Origin of the sequence: Actinomadura sp. NPDC048394, from assembly GCF_040651755.1 — a bacterium.
In the GTDB taxonomy this organism is placed as follows: domain Bacteria; phylum Actinomycetota; class Actinomycetes; order Streptosporangiales; family Streptosporangiaceae; genus Spirillospora; species Spirillospora montaniterrae.
On record NZ_JBEZJL010000066.1, the window covers coordinates 1 to 13,845 of the forward strand.

General features: G+C 72.1%; 14 protein-coding genes. 7 read left to right on the top strand and 7 right to left on the bottom strand.

The features are described 5' to 3' along the window. Positions 1-223: 223 nt before the first annotated feature. The 5 genes from AB0C78_RS36775 to AB0C78_RS36795 all read left to right on the top strand — a co-directional run bounded on the left by AB0C78_RS36775 (position 224) and on the right by AB0C78_RS36795 (position 4,194). Positions 224-1,468 (top strand): DUF222 domain-containing protein, encoded by a 1,245-nt coding sequence (locus AB0C78_RS36775; RefSeq protein WP_360757305.1) that lies wholly within the window; start codon positions 224-226, stop codon positions 1,466-1,468. 94 nt (positions 1,469-1,562) lie between these two features. Next, positions 1,563-1,937: a VOC family protein gene (locus AB0C78_RS36780; RefSeq protein ID WP_360757308.1), complete on the top strand. Its 375-nt coding sequence runs from the start codon at positions 1,563-1,565 to the stop codon at positions 1,935-1,937. A gap of 98 nt (positions 1,938-2,035) precedes the next feature. Further along, on the top strand, positions 2,036-2,392 hold the full coding sequence (locus AB0C78_RS36785; RefSeq protein WP_360757311.1) for a cupin domain-containing protein: 357 nt from the start codon (positions 2,036-2,038) through the stop codon (positions 2,390-2,392). Between the two features lie 64 nt (positions 2,393-2,456). After that, positions 2,457-3,548, top strand: a complete 1,092-nt coding sequence (locus AB0C78_RS36790) for an adenosine deaminase (RefSeq protein WP_360757313.1) — start codon at positions 2,457-2,459, stop codon at positions 3,546-3,548. 7 nt (positions 3,549-3,555) lie between these two features. Beyond that, on the top strand, positions 3,556-4,194 hold the full coding sequence (locus tag AB0C78_RS36795; protein ID WP_360757315.1) for a PH domain-containing protein: 639 nt from the start codon (positions 3,556-3,558) through the stop codon (positions 4,192-4,194). On the opposite strand, the gene AB0C78_RS36800 is transcribed toward AB0C78_RS36795, so the two are convergent. From AB0C78_RS36800 to AB0C78_RS36810, 3 genes are all read right to left on the bottom strand, one after another. After that, entirely contained in the window at positions 4,187-5,818 is a 1,632-nt protein-coding gene (locus tag AB0C78_RS36800) for a phospho-sugar mutase (protein WP_360757318.1), read from the bottom strand. The two genes, AB0C78_RS36795 and AB0C78_RS36800, sit on opposite strands and share 8 nt — an antisense overlap. A 2-nt stretch (positions 5,819-5,820) precedes the next feature. Continuing rightward, a complete protein-coding gene (locus AB0C78_RS36805) occupies positions 5,821-6,621 on the bottom strand; it encodes a purine-nucleoside phosphorylase (RefSeq protein WP_360757321.1) in 801 nt (266 codons plus the stop codon). A gap of 123 nt (positions 6,622-6,744) precedes the next feature. Further along, positions 6,745-7,191, bottom strand: a complete 447-nt coding sequence (locus AB0C78_RS36810) for a gamma-glutamylcyclotransferase (RefSeq protein WP_151543661.1) — start codon at positions 7,189-7,191, stop codon at positions 6,745-6,747. A 101-nt stretch (positions 7,192-7,292) separates the two neighbouring features. Between AB0C78_RS36810 and AB0C78_RS36815 the strand changes: the two genes are divergently transcribed. After that, positions 7,293-8,678: an NAD(P)H-quinone dehydrogenase gene (locus AB0C78_RS36815; RefSeq protein WP_360757325.1), complete on the top strand. Its 1,386-nt coding sequence runs from the start codon at positions 7,293-7,295 to the stop codon at positions 8,676-8,678. A gap of 66 nt (positions 8,679-8,744) precedes the next feature. Here AB0C78_RS36815 and AB0C78_RS36820 read toward each other — a convergent pair whose 3' ends face one another. From AB0C78_RS36820 to AB0C78_RS36835, 4 genes are all read right to left on the bottom strand, one after another. Further along, positions 8,745-9,065, bottom strand: coding sequence for a DUF5313 family protein (locus AB0C78_RS36820; RefSeq protein WP_151543659.1), 321 nt, complete (start codon positions 9,063-9,065; stop codon positions 8,745-8,747). A gap of 15 nt (positions 9,066-9,080) precedes the next feature. Continuing rightward, positions 9,081-10,496: a hypothetical protein gene (locus AB0C78_RS36825; RefSeq protein ID WP_360757327.1), complete on the bottom strand. Its 1,416-nt coding sequence runs from the start codon at positions 10,494-10,496 to the stop codon at positions 9,081-9,083. Positions 10,497-10,630: 134 nt separating this feature from the next. After that, on the bottom strand, positions 10,631-12,397 hold the full coding sequence (locus tag AB0C78_RS36830; protein ID WP_360757330.1) for a biotin carboxylase N-terminal domain-containing protein: 1,767 nt from the start codon (positions 12,395-12,397) through the stop codon (positions 10,631-10,633). Between the two features lie 257 nt (positions 12,398-12,654). Beyond that, the gene (locus AB0C78_RS36835; protein ID WP_151543655.1) at positions 12,655-12,900 is read right to left on the bottom strand and encodes a type B 50S ribosomal protein L31; all 246 of its coding nucleotides are present in this window, start codon (positions 12,898-12,900) and stop codon (positions 12,655-12,657) included. Between the two features lie 153 nt (positions 12,901-13,053). Between AB0C78_RS36835 and AB0C78_RS36840 the strand changes: the two genes are divergently transcribed. Beyond that, positions 13,054-13,596, top strand: coding sequence for a hypothetical protein (locus tag AB0C78_RS36840; protein ID WP_360757333.1), 543 nt, complete (start codon positions 13,054-13,056; stop codon positions 13,594-13,596). The last annotated feature ends 249 nt before the right edge of the window (positions 13,597-13,845 follow it).

Sequence of the window (13,845 nt, forward strand, 5' to 3'; positions counted from 1 at the left end):
GGCAGGTGATGGGGGCAGGCTCCGCCTGCCCCGCCCCGGGTCGCGCCGCCCCCACCGCCGCCCACGTAAGGGAGGGTTGGTGAATGGGGTGGCGACGAAGCTTGCAATTGCTGGAATCGGCAGAAAAGCACCGAGGTATATCTGGCTATACCTGTCCGCTAGGTGACAATATTCGATCTGCATTTCGCGTCTGGCGGTGTTGTTCGAGCGATATGATTTACTCATGCGTTCGGTTCAGGTTGATCTCGATGAGACGTCCACCATGGAATTGGTGGACGTCCTTGCGGTGATCGCCGCTGAACTCGCCGATCGAGAGGTGCCCGACTCTGCGGCCGCATGCCTGGAGTTGGCGGAGACTTTGGCGGCCGCCTCCGATATGCAGGAAAGTGCGCTCGCGGGATTCGTCGGCCGTGTCGACGCTGCAGGGGAGCAGGCACGGTGGGGCTATCCGTCCACTCAAGCGTGGCTGCGGTCGCGGCTGGGCATGCGGGACGGCCGGGCGAAGGAACGCCTCGTCCTGGCGCGACAGCGGCATCGCCTGCCGCAGGTGGCTGAACGGTTGGCGGCCGGGGAGTTGTCCTTCGGCTACGCCGTCACGGTGGCAGACTCGGTCGCCCGCCTGGATGACACCGACTGCGCCAAGGCCGAGGCCATGTTGCTGGAGATGGCCGACCAGGGGTTCTCGGCGGGGAAAGTGGCTGCGTTCGGGAACCGCATCCGTGATGTCATCGCCGAGCGCGACGGCACCGAGGACGCGCCGGACGAGGACACCAAGCGTGGGTACGCCAAGTCCTGGCTGACGACCACGCGTTCGCTGGACGGCGGTCGGTATGTGAAGGGCTGGTTGAATCCCGAGGACGCTGCGATCTGGGACGGTACCCTAGCGCCGCTGGCCAAGCCGGCCGGGCCGGAAGACCGTCGGGACGTGGCCGAGCGGACGGCGGCGGCCCTGTCGAGCGTGCTTTCGGGTGGGCATAAGGCCTCCAAGGTCACCGTGATCTGCGACCTGGAGACGCTTACCGGCGGTAATGCGCCGGGGCGACTCACCGACGGGACGCCGGTCCCCGCCGCCCAGGTCCGCCGCATCGCCCTCGCCGCTGGAGTGTCGCCCCTCCTGCTCGGGCGTGGAAACACCCCGCTCTACCTCGGCCACCGGGAACGATTCGCCAGCGCCGCGCAACGGCAAGTCCTCGAAGCCCTCTATCCGACCTGCGCGGTACGGGGATGCGAGATCCCGGGCACGTTGTGCGAAGTGGATCACGTCCACGGCTGGGCACTCGGTCACTCACCAACTGACATCGATCAACTGACACTCACTTGCGGGTGGCATAACCGCTTCAAGCACGCCAGCCCCGAGCAGATCCAGATCACCAAAGACGGGGACGGGCGCTACGTCTACCGGCTTCTGCCGCCTCGGGACGTGGCCGTGCCTCGGGCTACCAGTCCACCTTTCGATCAGGCTGCCTGACCGCCCAGGCCGCGCTCCGAGTCACGGTGCGCGGCCTGGAGGCGCGCCGCCTGGAGCAGGATGGCTATCGACAGGACGGCCGAAAGGGCTACGGATGGACGAGTACGCGGTGCCGATCATGCCGAGTCGTGACCTGGCGGAGACGGCGGCGTTCTACGGGCGGCTCGGGTTCGAGACGCGTGGGGCGCTGGCGGAGCGCCACGGTTACCTGATCCTTGTTCGGGGGACGGTGGAACTTCACTTCTGGCATGACCCCGATGTCGACCCGCTGAGCACCGCGAGCGGCTGCTATGTGCACGTCGGGGACGCCGATGGCCTCTATCGCGCGTGGCTAAAGGTCGGTGTCCCCGCCGATCCGGCGACGGGGAGCCGCCTGGTTCCGCCGCGGGACACCGATTACGGGATGCGCGAGTTCGCCCTCGTCGACCGCAGCGGCAACCTGCTCCGCATCGGTGCTCCCATCGTCTGAGGGCGGCGGGCGGCTCGCCTTTCGGTGTTCGGAAGGGGGGTGTTGACCCTGGTCAGGCGTGGTGGAAGCGTGGGTGGTGATGACGAGGGGGGATCGTCATGATGGAGATCAAGAGCATTGAGAAGCCGGACGACCGGCGCGACTTCCCCAGAGGGCACGTGGAAGTCGTGAACATGTCCGGGCTGGTGTTCGGCAAGGCGACGTTCGAGCCGGGATGGCGCTGGACGGAGTCCGTGCGCGACATCGCGGGCACCGAGCTGTGCGACGTCCACCACAACGGCTACGTCGTCGACGGGCGCATGCGGATCCGGATGAGCGACGGCGCCGAGCAGGAAGTCGGGCCCGGTGACGTGTTCGTCGTCTCGCCCGGTCACGACGCGTGGGTCCTCGGGGACGAGCCGTGCATCGTGCTCGACTTCGCCGGGAACATCGGCGACTACGCGAAGGCCCGCTGAGCGGGACGGGTGTCGGCAAGAGTTGCCGAGGTCCGCGGGGTCCCGCGGGCAGTAGATTCTAGAGATGGACGATCGGCCGACTCTTGACGACATCCGGCGGGCACCGAAGGTGCTGCTGCACGACCACCTCGACGGCGGCGTCCGGCCCGCGACGATCGTGGACCTGGCGCGGGACGGCGGGTACGGGGCGCTGCCCACCACGGACCCGGAGAACCTTCGGGCGTGGTTCGAGGAGGCGTCCAACTCCGGGTCGCTGGAACGGTACCTGGAGACGTTCTCGCACACCGTCGGGGTGATGCAGTCCGTCGAGGCGCTGACGCGGGTCGCCTACGAGTGCGCGGAGGACCTGGCGGCCGACGGGGTCGTGTACGCGGAGGTCCGGTACGCGCCCGAGCAGCATCTGAGCGGCGGGCTGACGCTGGAGCAGGTCGTCGAGGCGGTGCTGGACGGGTTCGCGAAGGGCCGGCGGGACTTCGGGATCCGGGTCGGGACGCTGGTGACGGCGATGCGGCACCAGGCGCGGTCGATGGAGATCGCGGAGTTGGCCGTCCGGTACCGGGACCTCGGGGTGGTCGGGTTCGACATCGCGGGCGCGGAGGCGGGATACCCGCCGACCCGGCACCTGGACGCGTTCGAGTACCTGCAGCGGGAGAACGCGCACTTCACCATTCACGCGGGGGAGGGGTTCGGGCTGCCGTCGATCTGGCAGGCGATCCAGTGGTGCGGCGCGGACCGGCTCGGGCACGGGGTGCGGATCATCGACGACATCGAGGTGGACGGGGACGAGGCGCGGCTCGGGCGGCTCGCCGGGTACGTGCGGGACAAGCGGATCCCGCTGGAGATGTGCCCGACGTCGAACATCCAGACGGGGGCGGCGAAGTCGATCGAGGAGCATCCGATCGGGCTGCTGCGGCGGCTGAGCTTCCGGGTGACGGTGAACACCGACAACCGGCTGATGAGCGGGACGACGCTGTCGCGCGAGTTCGCGAAGCTGCGGGACGCGTTCGGGTACGGGTGGGACGACCTGCAGTGGTTCACGGTGAACGCGATGAAGTCGGCGTTCGTGCCGTTCAACGAGCGGCTGGAACTGATCAACGGGGTGATCAAGCCCGGATTCGCGCAGCTCAAGTGGAGCGGCGCGCGGCCCCTGGCATGATCGGGCCATGACCATTCGCTCCACCGGCGGACGCATCGCCGCGTACGTGTGGCTGGTGTTCGCCGCGCTCAACATCATCGACCTGGTGTTCGGCGTCACCGGCGACGCCACGTACTCGCTGACCGCCTTCACCATCGCGGTCCTGCTGCTGCTCGGCTGCGGGATCGCGTACACGGTCGGGCTGCGTCCGGCGATCATCGGGGACGAGGACGCGGTGACCGTCCGCAACCCGCTGCGGGAGACGCGGGCGCCGTGGCCGGCGGTCCGGGAGATCGTCGGAACGAGCGCGCTGACCGTGAAGTTCGACGGGCCGGACGGGCGGGAGCTGGAGACGCGGGCGTGGATACACCAGACGTCGCCGCGCGCGCAGGCGAAGGCGGAGGAGCGGGCGCGGCGGTCGCAGGATCCGGCGGCGGCGGCGCTGAAGGGGCGGACGCCGGCGGCGTACGCGGCGCAGCAGCTGAACGAGATCCGGGACCGGCAGCGGACGAAGGCGAAGTCGGGGGCGCCGGACCGGGCCGCGGAGGCGAAGGCGGAGGAGGCCGCCGCGACCGGGACGATCAGATGGTCGGTCCCGGCCGTGGCGTCCCTGGCGGCGCCCGCGGTGGTGCTGGCCGGGCTGCTGATCGCGGGCGCGGTCAGGTGAGGGCGAGGGCGGCGGAGACGTCCTCGCGGAGGGCGCCGAGATCGGCCGCGGCACGTTCGCGCGCTGCGGCGACGTCGCCGGACACCGGGTGGACGACCTCCAGGTAGCACTTGAGCTTCGGTTCCGTACCGGACGGGCGGATGACGACGCGCGCGCCGCCGAGGTGGAACCGCAGGCCGTCGGTGGGCGGCAGGCCGTCCACGCCGCCGGACAGGTCGTCGAACGCCTCCACGGCGCGTCCGCCCAGCTCGGCGGGCGGGTTCGCGCGCAGCCGCGCCATCGCGCCGGCGATCAGCGACAGGTCGTCGACCCGCACCGACAGCTGGGACGTGGCGTGCAGCCCGTACCGGCGGGCCTGGTCGTCGAGCAGGTCGAGCAGGGTGCGGCCTTCGCGGCGCGCCTCGGCGGCGAGCGCGGCGACCGCGAGGGCCGCGCCGATGCCGTCCTTGTCGTTCACCAGGACGCCCCGGTCGTCGCCGACGCTGTAGCCGAGCGCCTCCTCGTAGCCGAACACGAGCCGGTCGCCTGGCCCGCCCGCCTTCATGATCCACTTGAAGCCGGTGAGGGACTCGACGGACCGGACGCCGTGCCCGCGCGCGATCGACGCCAGCAGCGACGACGACACGATCGTGGTCGCGACGAGGCGGTCGTCCCCCGTGGTGTGCCGCAGGACGTGCTCGGCGAGCAGCCCGCCGACCTCGTCGCCGGTCAGCGCCCGCCAGCCGTCCGGCGTCGGGACGGCGACGGCGCACCGGTCCGCGTCCGGGTCGTTGGCGATCACCAGGTCGGCGTCCCGGTCCCGGGCGAGCGCGAGGGGCAGGTCGAGCGCGCCCGGTTCCTCTGGGTTCGGGAACGCGACGGTCGGGAAGTCCGGGTCGGGGTCCGCCTGCTCGGGGACGACGACCGGCGCCGGGAACCCGGCCCGCTCGAACGCCGCGAGGAGGACGTCGCGCCCGACGCCGTGCATCGGCGTGTAGACGATCGAGATGTCGCGGTCGTCGCCCAATCGGAGGTCCGACACGGCGTCCAGGTAGAGGCGGGTGTCGTAGTGGACGGTCCAGCCCGAGCCGAGCGGCAGCTCGTCCACCCGGCCGACCGCGTCGATCGCGGCGGAGATCTCCGCGTCCCGCGGCGGGACGATCTGCGCACCGTCCGCCCAGTACACCTTGTAGCCGTTGTCGCGCGGCGGGTTGTGGCTCGCCGTCACCATGACGCCCGCGACGATGTCGTCGAACGACCGCGTGAAATGGGCCAGCACCGGCGTCGGCACCGGGTCGGCGAACACCTCGGGACGCAGCCCCGCGCCGCTCAGCACCGCCGCCGTGTCCTGCGCGAACCGGCGGGACCCGTGCCGCGCGTCGAACCCCACGATCACCCGGCCGCCCGCCGGGAGGCACGCGGCGAGGCCCGCCGCCGCCCGCATCACCGTCACCCGGTTCATCCGGTTCGGGCCGGCGCCCAGCTCGCCGCGCAGGCCCGCCGTCCCGAACTCCAGCCGGGACCCGAACCGGTCCGCGAGGGCCCGGTCGTCGCCCGCGTCCAGGATCGCGCGCAGCTCGTCGCGGGTGCCCGGATCCGGGTCCTGATCCAGCCACTCCTCGGCGTATCCGCGAAGATCGCTCATGCTCACAGCTTCGTCAGGACGGTGCCGAGCAGCTCGCCCATCCGGCCCGCCGCCGCACGGCCCGCCGCGAGGACCTCCTCGTGATCGAGGGGCTCGCCCGACAGGCCCGCCGCGATGTTCGTGACCAGCGAGATCCCCAGCACGTCCGCGCCGCCCTGCCGGGCCGCGATCGTCTCCAGCACCGTCGACATCCCGATCATGTCGGCGCCCATCGTCCGCAGCATCCGGATCTCCGCCGGCGTCTCGTACGTCGGGCCCCGGAACGCCGCGTAGACGCCCTCCGACAGCGTCGGGTCGACCTCCTTCGCCAGCGCCCGCAGCCGCGCCGAGTACGCCTCCGTCATGTCCAGGAACGTCGGCCCCGTCAGCGGGTTCGCGCCCGACAGGTTCAGGTGGTCGGAGATCAGCACCGGGTCGCCGACCCGCTGGTGCTCGGGCCGCAGCCCGCCCGCCGCGTTCGTCAGGACGACCGTGCCGGCCCCCGCCGCCAGCGCCGTCCGGACGCCGTGCACCACCGCGTCCACGCCGCGCCCCTCGTACAGGTGCGTCCGGCCGAGGAACACCAGCGCCCGGTGCCCGCCGACCTCCACGATCCGCACCTTGCCCGCATGGCCCTCGACGGCGGGCGGCGCGAACCCCGGCAGCAGCGTGACGGGCAGCTCGTCGTCCGGCGCGCCGAGCGCGTCGGCCGCCGGAACCCAGCCCGACCCCATCACCAGGGCCACGTCGAAGGAGTCGATGGAGGTGCGCGCCCGCAGCTCGTCGGCCGCGGCCCGCGCCAGGTCAAAAGCGTCGTTGCTCACATCGCCGACACTACCGCCGCCCCCGGGACGGGCGATCCTCGCTGCGCTCCGGTCGCCCGTCGTGCGGCGCCGGCTCACTCGCGGGTGCGGCGCGCCCGGGGGCGGGCCCGGGCGGGGCGCGGGTCAGTCGCCGAGGGACTTGCAGGGGCGGGTGCGGAGGTCCTTGACGTAGTCGTCGGGCGCGCCGGCCGCCTCGGCGGCGTCGGCGAGGATGCCGAGGTAGTGCGCGGACGGCAGGCCGCCCTCGTAGTCGTCCAGGACGTACAGCCAGCACAGCGCGTCGCCGTCCAGCGTCTGCACCCGGACCCGGATCTTGCGGTAGACGCCGAGTGCGGCGCCCTCCCACGCGTCCAGCTCCTTCTCGTCGAAGGCGGGGACGTCGTAGATCACCACGAAGACCTGCTCGAAGTCGTCCTCGACGACGGTGGCGAGGGCCCCGTCGAAGCCCTGGCCGCCGAAGGTCAGCCGCCAGCCGGTCAGCCAGCCGGTGCCGCGCATGGGCGAGTGCGGAGCCCGGCTCGCCATCTGCTCGGGGTCCATGTTGGAGGCGTACGCCGCGTACAGAGCCACGTTGGCCGAGCCTACGCCACGCGGGGCGCCGCGACGGGAACGGAGCCGGGATCGCGGGGCGCCGGTCTTATCACTGGTCCGAGTAGGAAACAATGGGAGATGTGACCCGCATCGTGATCATCGGAGGAGGACCGGGCGGCTACGAGGCCGCACTCGTCGCGGCGCAGCTCGGCGCGGACGTGACCGTCATCGAGCGGGACGGGCCCGGCGGCGCGTGCGTGCTCACCGACTGCGTCCCCTCCAAGACGCTCATCGCCACGTCGACCCGCATGGCGGTCATGTCCGAGTCCGCGGGGCTCGGGCTGCGCTTCAGCGGCGGCCCCGACGGGATCGTCGGCGGCCTCGAGGTCGACATGGCGAACGTCAACAAGCGGGTGAAGGACCTCGCGCGCGCCCAGTCGTTCGACGTCGCGGAACGGCTCGCCTACGAGGAGGTCAAGATCGTCCGGGGCGAGGCGCGGCTGGTGGAGCCGCACGTCGTCGCGGTCGGGGAGCGGCGGATCCGGGCCGACATCGTGCTGATCGCGACCGGCGCGACGCCGCGGGTGCTGCCCGGCGCCGAGCCGGACGGGGAGCGGATCCTCAACTGGCGGCAGCTGTACGACCTGCCGGAGCTGCCCGAGGAGCTGATCGTGGTCGGGTCCGGCGTCACCGGCGCCGAGCTGGCGGGCGCGTACCTGTCGCTCGGGTCGAAGGTCACGCTGGTGTCCTCGCGGGACCGGATCCTGCCGACGGAGGACGCCGACGCCGCGGCCGTGCTGCAGGAGGTATTCCTGCGGCGCGGGATGAACGTGATGTCGAGGTCGCGGGCCGCGAGCGTGGAGCGGTCCGGGAACGGCGTGATCGTCACGCTGGAGGACGGCGGCAAGGTCGAGGGCACGCACTGCCTGATGACGGTCGGGATGGTGCCGAACACCACGGGCATCGGCCTGGAGGAGGTCGGCGTCTCCTGCGACAAGCGCGGGTTCGTGGAGGTCGACAAGGTCTCCCGGACGTCCGTGCCGCACATCTACGCGTCGGGCGACTGCACCGGCATCCTGATGCTGGCGTCCGTGGCGGGGATGCAGGGCCGGATCGCGATGTGGCACGCGCTCGGCGAGGCCGTCCAGCCGCTGAAGCTGGGGTGGGTCGCGTCCAACATCTTCACCGACCCCGAGGTGGCGTCGGTCGGCGTGACGCAGCAGATGGTCGACTCCGGCGACGTCAACGCCCGGACGGTCATGCTGCCGCTGTTCACCAACGCGCGCGCCAAGATGCAGGGCTTCGAGGACGGCTTCGTGAAGCTGTTCTGCCGGCCGTCCACGGGGATCGTGCTGGGCGGCGTCATCGTGGCGCCGCGGGCCAGCGAGCTGATCCTCGGCGTGTCGATCGCCGTGCAGCAGCATCTGACGGTCGACCAGGTCGCGCACACGTTCGCGGTGTACCCGTCGCTGTCGGGCAGCATCACGGAGGCCTCGCGCCGCCTGATGTCCGAGCACGCGTACTAGGACGCGGCGGAGACGGCGCCGCACCCCGTCGGGCCGTGCCGGGACGCACCGGGAAGTGCCGGGCCGTCAGCGGCGGTCGGGCGGGTGGAGGCCGTGCCGGTGCAGGCGGGACCGGCGCAGGTCCTCGGCGCTGATCGCGACCGTGAGGGTGCTGGCGACGAACGCCAGCAGCGGGACGGCGGCGCGCACCCACGCCGGGCCCGGGAGCAGCGCCAGCAGCAGGCAGACCGGGACCATCACGTACAGGTGGCGCAGCATCAGCCGGCCGCGCCAGCCCGCGTCGGTGAGGTCGTGCCGCACCCAGTCGCGGTTGCGGGGCGGGAGCCGGAACCCCAGGGCGTACCGGATCCGGCCTAACGGACCCGGGTCGCCTGGTATGCGGGTCATGCGCGGGAGACCACCTCAGAAGCCGCCGAAGTCGTTGCCGCCCCAGTCTCCTCCGCCGCCGCCGAAGTCGCCGCTGCCGAAGTCCCAGCCGCCGCCGACGTCGCCGCCGTCCCCGCCGAAGCCGCCGTCACCGCCGCCGAACCCGTCCCCGCCGAAGCCGTCGCCGTAGTAGCCGCCGCCCCAGCCGAACCCGCCGCCCATCATCGAGCCGAGCGCGGTGCCGAGCAGCAGGCCGCTGAGCAGGTCGAAACCGCCGTAGCCGTAGTAGTAACCGCCGGCGTAGGGGGCGTAGGCGGGGCCCGCGTCCCAGTACGGCCGGCGGGCGTCCCCGTACGGGACCATCCGGACGTCCGGGTCGCCGCCCTGCAGGACGGCCCTGGCGTCCGCCGCACAGGCCGGCACGGACCGGGCCACGCCGCCCGGAGGCGCCCACGTCACGTCCTGGACGGACGGCCCGTGCTGCGGGTTGAAGAAGCACGGCGGGCGGCGCTCGGGCACGGGCTCGCCGGCCAGCCGGGCGCGGGTCGCGGTCATGTAGTAGCGGCCGTCCTCCAGCGCGGTGGTGACGGCCTGCATGTCCTGGGGCTTCTGGGCGCGCTCGGTCGCGGCCTTGGCCTTGTCGTAGGAGTTCATGGCGCGCTCGTAGTCGGCGCGGGTGTCCGGATCGAGGCCGGGGTCCATGACGTTGAGGTCGAGCCGGGCGATGTCCTCGCCGAGCAGGGTGACGTCCTCCTGGACGCCCTGCTTCAGGTCGGCCATCTGCCGGGCGTGCCGCTCGCGGCGCCGCTTGCGGGCGACGAGGACGACGCTGGTGACCGCCGCCGCGATCAGGACGAGGACGCCGATCACCACGTACCCGACGACCGCGCCGGACCGGGCCTTGTCGTCGACCTTCTTCTCGGCGAGGTTCCCGAACTGGATCAGCCGCTGCTTGAGCGGCGACCCGTCGGTGCGGGTGACGAGCTGGTTGATCTCGTTGGTGTCGATCTTCTTGGAGATCCCGCCCATCCGGGTGCCGTCGGCGGTGATCGCCACGTAGGTCTGGCCCTTGCCGACGCGGTTCGCGACGGCCTTCAGCATCTGCCCGACCTGCGGCCCGCTGACGTCGTTCCGGACCACTACGGCGCGGATGTCGGCGTCGTGGTCGCCGTCGAGCGCCGACCGGATCTGCTGCTGGTCGGCCGCCGACAGGTTGGCGCCGGAGTCGGTGGTCACGTACAGGCGCGAGCCGAGCAGCCCCTTGGCGATCTGCGCGACGGTGTCGGCGGGCAGAGCGGTCTGTGCGGGCACGGCCTGTCCGGACACAGCGGGTGCGGGTGCGGGTGCGGCCAGGGCGGGGGCCGCGAGGCCCGCCAGCACGGCCACGGCGAGGACCACCGCCGATACCGCGGCGCGGAGCACCGGCCGGACGGTACGGATCTCGGAACTCATGGTTTCAGTCTGCCCCCTCATCAGGGCCGACGACCGGGCCGCCGCACGCGTTCCGTAAAAACCGCCTTTAGTGACAAACGAGACACCCCCGTCCGAATCGGGCTGGACGGGGGTGTCGCGGCGCGGAACGCGCGTCAGTCCTTGATCTCGCAGATGACGGCCCCGGACGAGACGGTCTGGCCGACCTCGGCGGTCAGGCCGGTGATCGTGCCGGCCTTGTGCGCGGTGAGCGGCTGCTCCATCTTCATCGCCTCCAGGACGACGATGGTGTCGCCCGCCGCGACGGTCGCGCCGTCCTCGACGACGGTCTTGACGATCGTGCCCTGCATCGGGCTGACCAGGGAGTCACCCGACGCCTGCGCGCCGCCGCCCTTCTTGCCGCCGCGCCGCCTGCCCGGCGCCGCCTTCCCGGCCGCGGGCGCCACGGACGCGCCCAGCCCGGCGGGCAGCACGACCTCGATGCGCTTGCCGCCGACCTCCACGGTGACGTGCTCGCGCTCGCCCGCCTCGGCCTCCTCGCCCGCGGCGGACGGGTCGAACGGCTCGATCGTGTTGTCGAACTCGGTCTCGATCCACCGGGTGTGGACGCTGAACGGCGTCTCGTCGTCGGCGGGCACGAACGCCGGGTCGTCCAGCACCACCCGGTGGAACGGCAGCACGGTCGGCATGCCGTCGATCACGAACTCGTCCAGCGCCCGCCGCGCCCGCTCGGCGGCCTGCCGCCGGGTCGCGCCGGTGACGATCAGCTTGGCGATCAGCGAGTCGAACGCCTGCGGGACGGTCTGCCCGGCGACGTAGCCGGAGTCCAGCCGGACGCCGGGGCCGTTCGGCGGGTCGAACGCGGTCAGCGTGCCGACCGCGGGCAGGAAGCCGCGGCCCGCGTCCTCGGCGTTCAGCCGGAACTCGAACGAGTGGCCGCGCAGCTCGGGGTCGCCGTAGCCGATCTCCTCGCCCTCGGCGATCCGGAACATCTCGCGGACCAGGTCGACGCCCGCGACCTCCTCGGTCACCGGGTGCTCGACCTGGAGCCGGGTGTTGACCTCCAGGAACGAGATCGTCCCGTCCTGGCCGACGAGGAACTCGCAGGTCCCGGCGCCGACGTAGCCGGCCTCCTTCAGGATGGCCTTGGACGAGCTGTACAGCAGCTCCAGCTGCTCGTCCGACAGGTACGGCGCAGGGGCCTCCTCGACGAGCTTCTGGTGGCGGCGCTGCAGCGAGCAGTCGCGGGTCGACACGACGACGACGTTGCCGTGCTTGTCGGCCAGGCACTGGGTCTCCACGTGCCGCGGCTTGTCCAGGTACCGCTCGACGAAGCACTCGCCGCGGCCGAACGCACCGACCGCCTCGCGGACCGCCGACTCGTACAGCTCGGCGACCTCCTCCAGCTTGCGGGCGACCTTCAGGCCGCGGCCGCCGCCGCCGAACGCCGCCTTGATCGCGATCGGCAGGCCGTGCTCCTCGGCGAACGCGACGACCTCGTCCGCGCCCGACACCGGGTCCTTGGTGCCGGCGACCAGCGGCGCGCCGACCTTCTGGGCGATGTGCCGGGCCTGCACCTTGTCGCCGAGCGCGGTGATCGCGGCGGGCGGCGGGCCGATCCAGGTCAGCCCGGCGTTCTCGACGGCCGCGGCGAAGTCGGCGTTCTCCGACAGGAACCCGTAGCCGGGGTGGACGGCGTCCGCGCCGGCCTCGGCCGCGATCTTCAGCAGCTTGTCGATGTCCAGGTAGCTGTCCGCCGCGGTCTGGCCGCCCAGGGCGTACGCCTCGTCGGCGACCCGTACGTGCAGCGCCTCCAGATCGGGTTCGGCGTACACCGCCACACTGGCCAGCCCCGCATCGCGACAGGCACGGGCTATACGAACCGCGATCTCACCGCGGTTGGCGATCAGGACCTTGCGCACGTGGGTCTCCTCCCTAAACCTCGCACGCAGTCTAGATAACCGCCGTTCGAGGTTTTCGTAAGGCCCTCCTTATTGCACCGGGATGCCAACTTTCAGGCGAGTTGCCGCTGAGTGGGACCGTGCGCCCGCCCCTGCCCCGCAGGGGCTCCGGGCATGCGGAAGGCCCGCGCCTCGGGGAGGCGCGGGCCTTCGCGATCGGACGCGGTCCCCGGGCCGCGCCGGGGCGCGGTGGCGGCCCGGAGGCGCGTCCGGACGTCTCAGCTCCGGTTGTACCGGCGGTTGAACCGCTCGACGGCCCCCGTGGTGTCCAGGACCTGCTGGCGGCCCGTGTAGAACGGGTGGCTCGCGGACGAGACGTCCACGTCGACCAGCGGGTAGGTGCGGCCGTCCGTCCATTCGATCGTGCGGTCCGTCTCGGCCGTCGACCGGGTCAGGAAGGCGTAGTCCGCACCGCGGTCGCGGAAGACCACGGGCCGGTACTCCGGGTGGATCCTGTTCCTCATCGTTCCCTCCCTGGTGCTCGGCTGTTCACCCCTGACAACAGGGTGGGAACGGTTTTCATTCCCCGATCCCGGGAGTCCGCCCGGAGGCCGCCGCGCCGGTGTATCTTCGCCACTGATCAGCCTCGTCAGCGAGCGAACGCAGGAAGGGGCCGGATGGCTCGCCGTTGGACCCGGGCCGGACTCGCGGCGGCCCTGGCCTGCTGCCTGGCGGCGCCGTCGTCCGCCGCCCGGAGCGGCCCGTCCGTCCTGGACGCCGTCACCACCCGGCAGCTCACCGCCGCCGCCGGGACCCTGCTCCAGGGGCGCTCCGAGGCGCTCGTCCAGCGGCCCGCGCGCGACCACCCCGACGTGCCCACCGAGGTGCTCGGTGTCCGGATCTCTCCGCGCGTCGCCCGCGTCCAGGAGCGGGCCTTCCGCCAGCTGGAGAACAGCAACCGCGCCCCCGTCGAGGGCGGCCCCGCCTACACCGGCGCCCGCACCAGCCTGGACGTCCGGCGCGCCCTCCGGGCCGGCGACCGGATCACTCTGGACGCCGTCGAGCACACCGTCGTCCGCTACGGGACCGGCAAGGTCACCCAGTCGGTGCCGCGCCGGTTCGACTTCCGCCGGCGCGGCGACGACATCGTCCTGGTGGGCGAGCGCGTCCTCGATCCGAACGCGCGGCCGGTGAACGACCCGGCCCCGCGCTCCCGCTGAGTACGCCCTTTCCGGCATTGCGGGGCGTTCTTCTGGAAAGCCCGCCGAGGGGCGGCTCTGAAATGCCTTTGACGGACAGTAATTAAGCGGGTCACGGTATTGCGGAGCGTCGCCGAGCGGTGGCACCGGGACGCGAAACCTCCACCTGGCGGGGGCTGTGTGGCCACATCCGGCCACGCGCGAACGGCGGGATTACGGGTGTTTCGTCGCCCGATCTCCGATGTGCCGCTGGATTCCCGTGATCGGGGA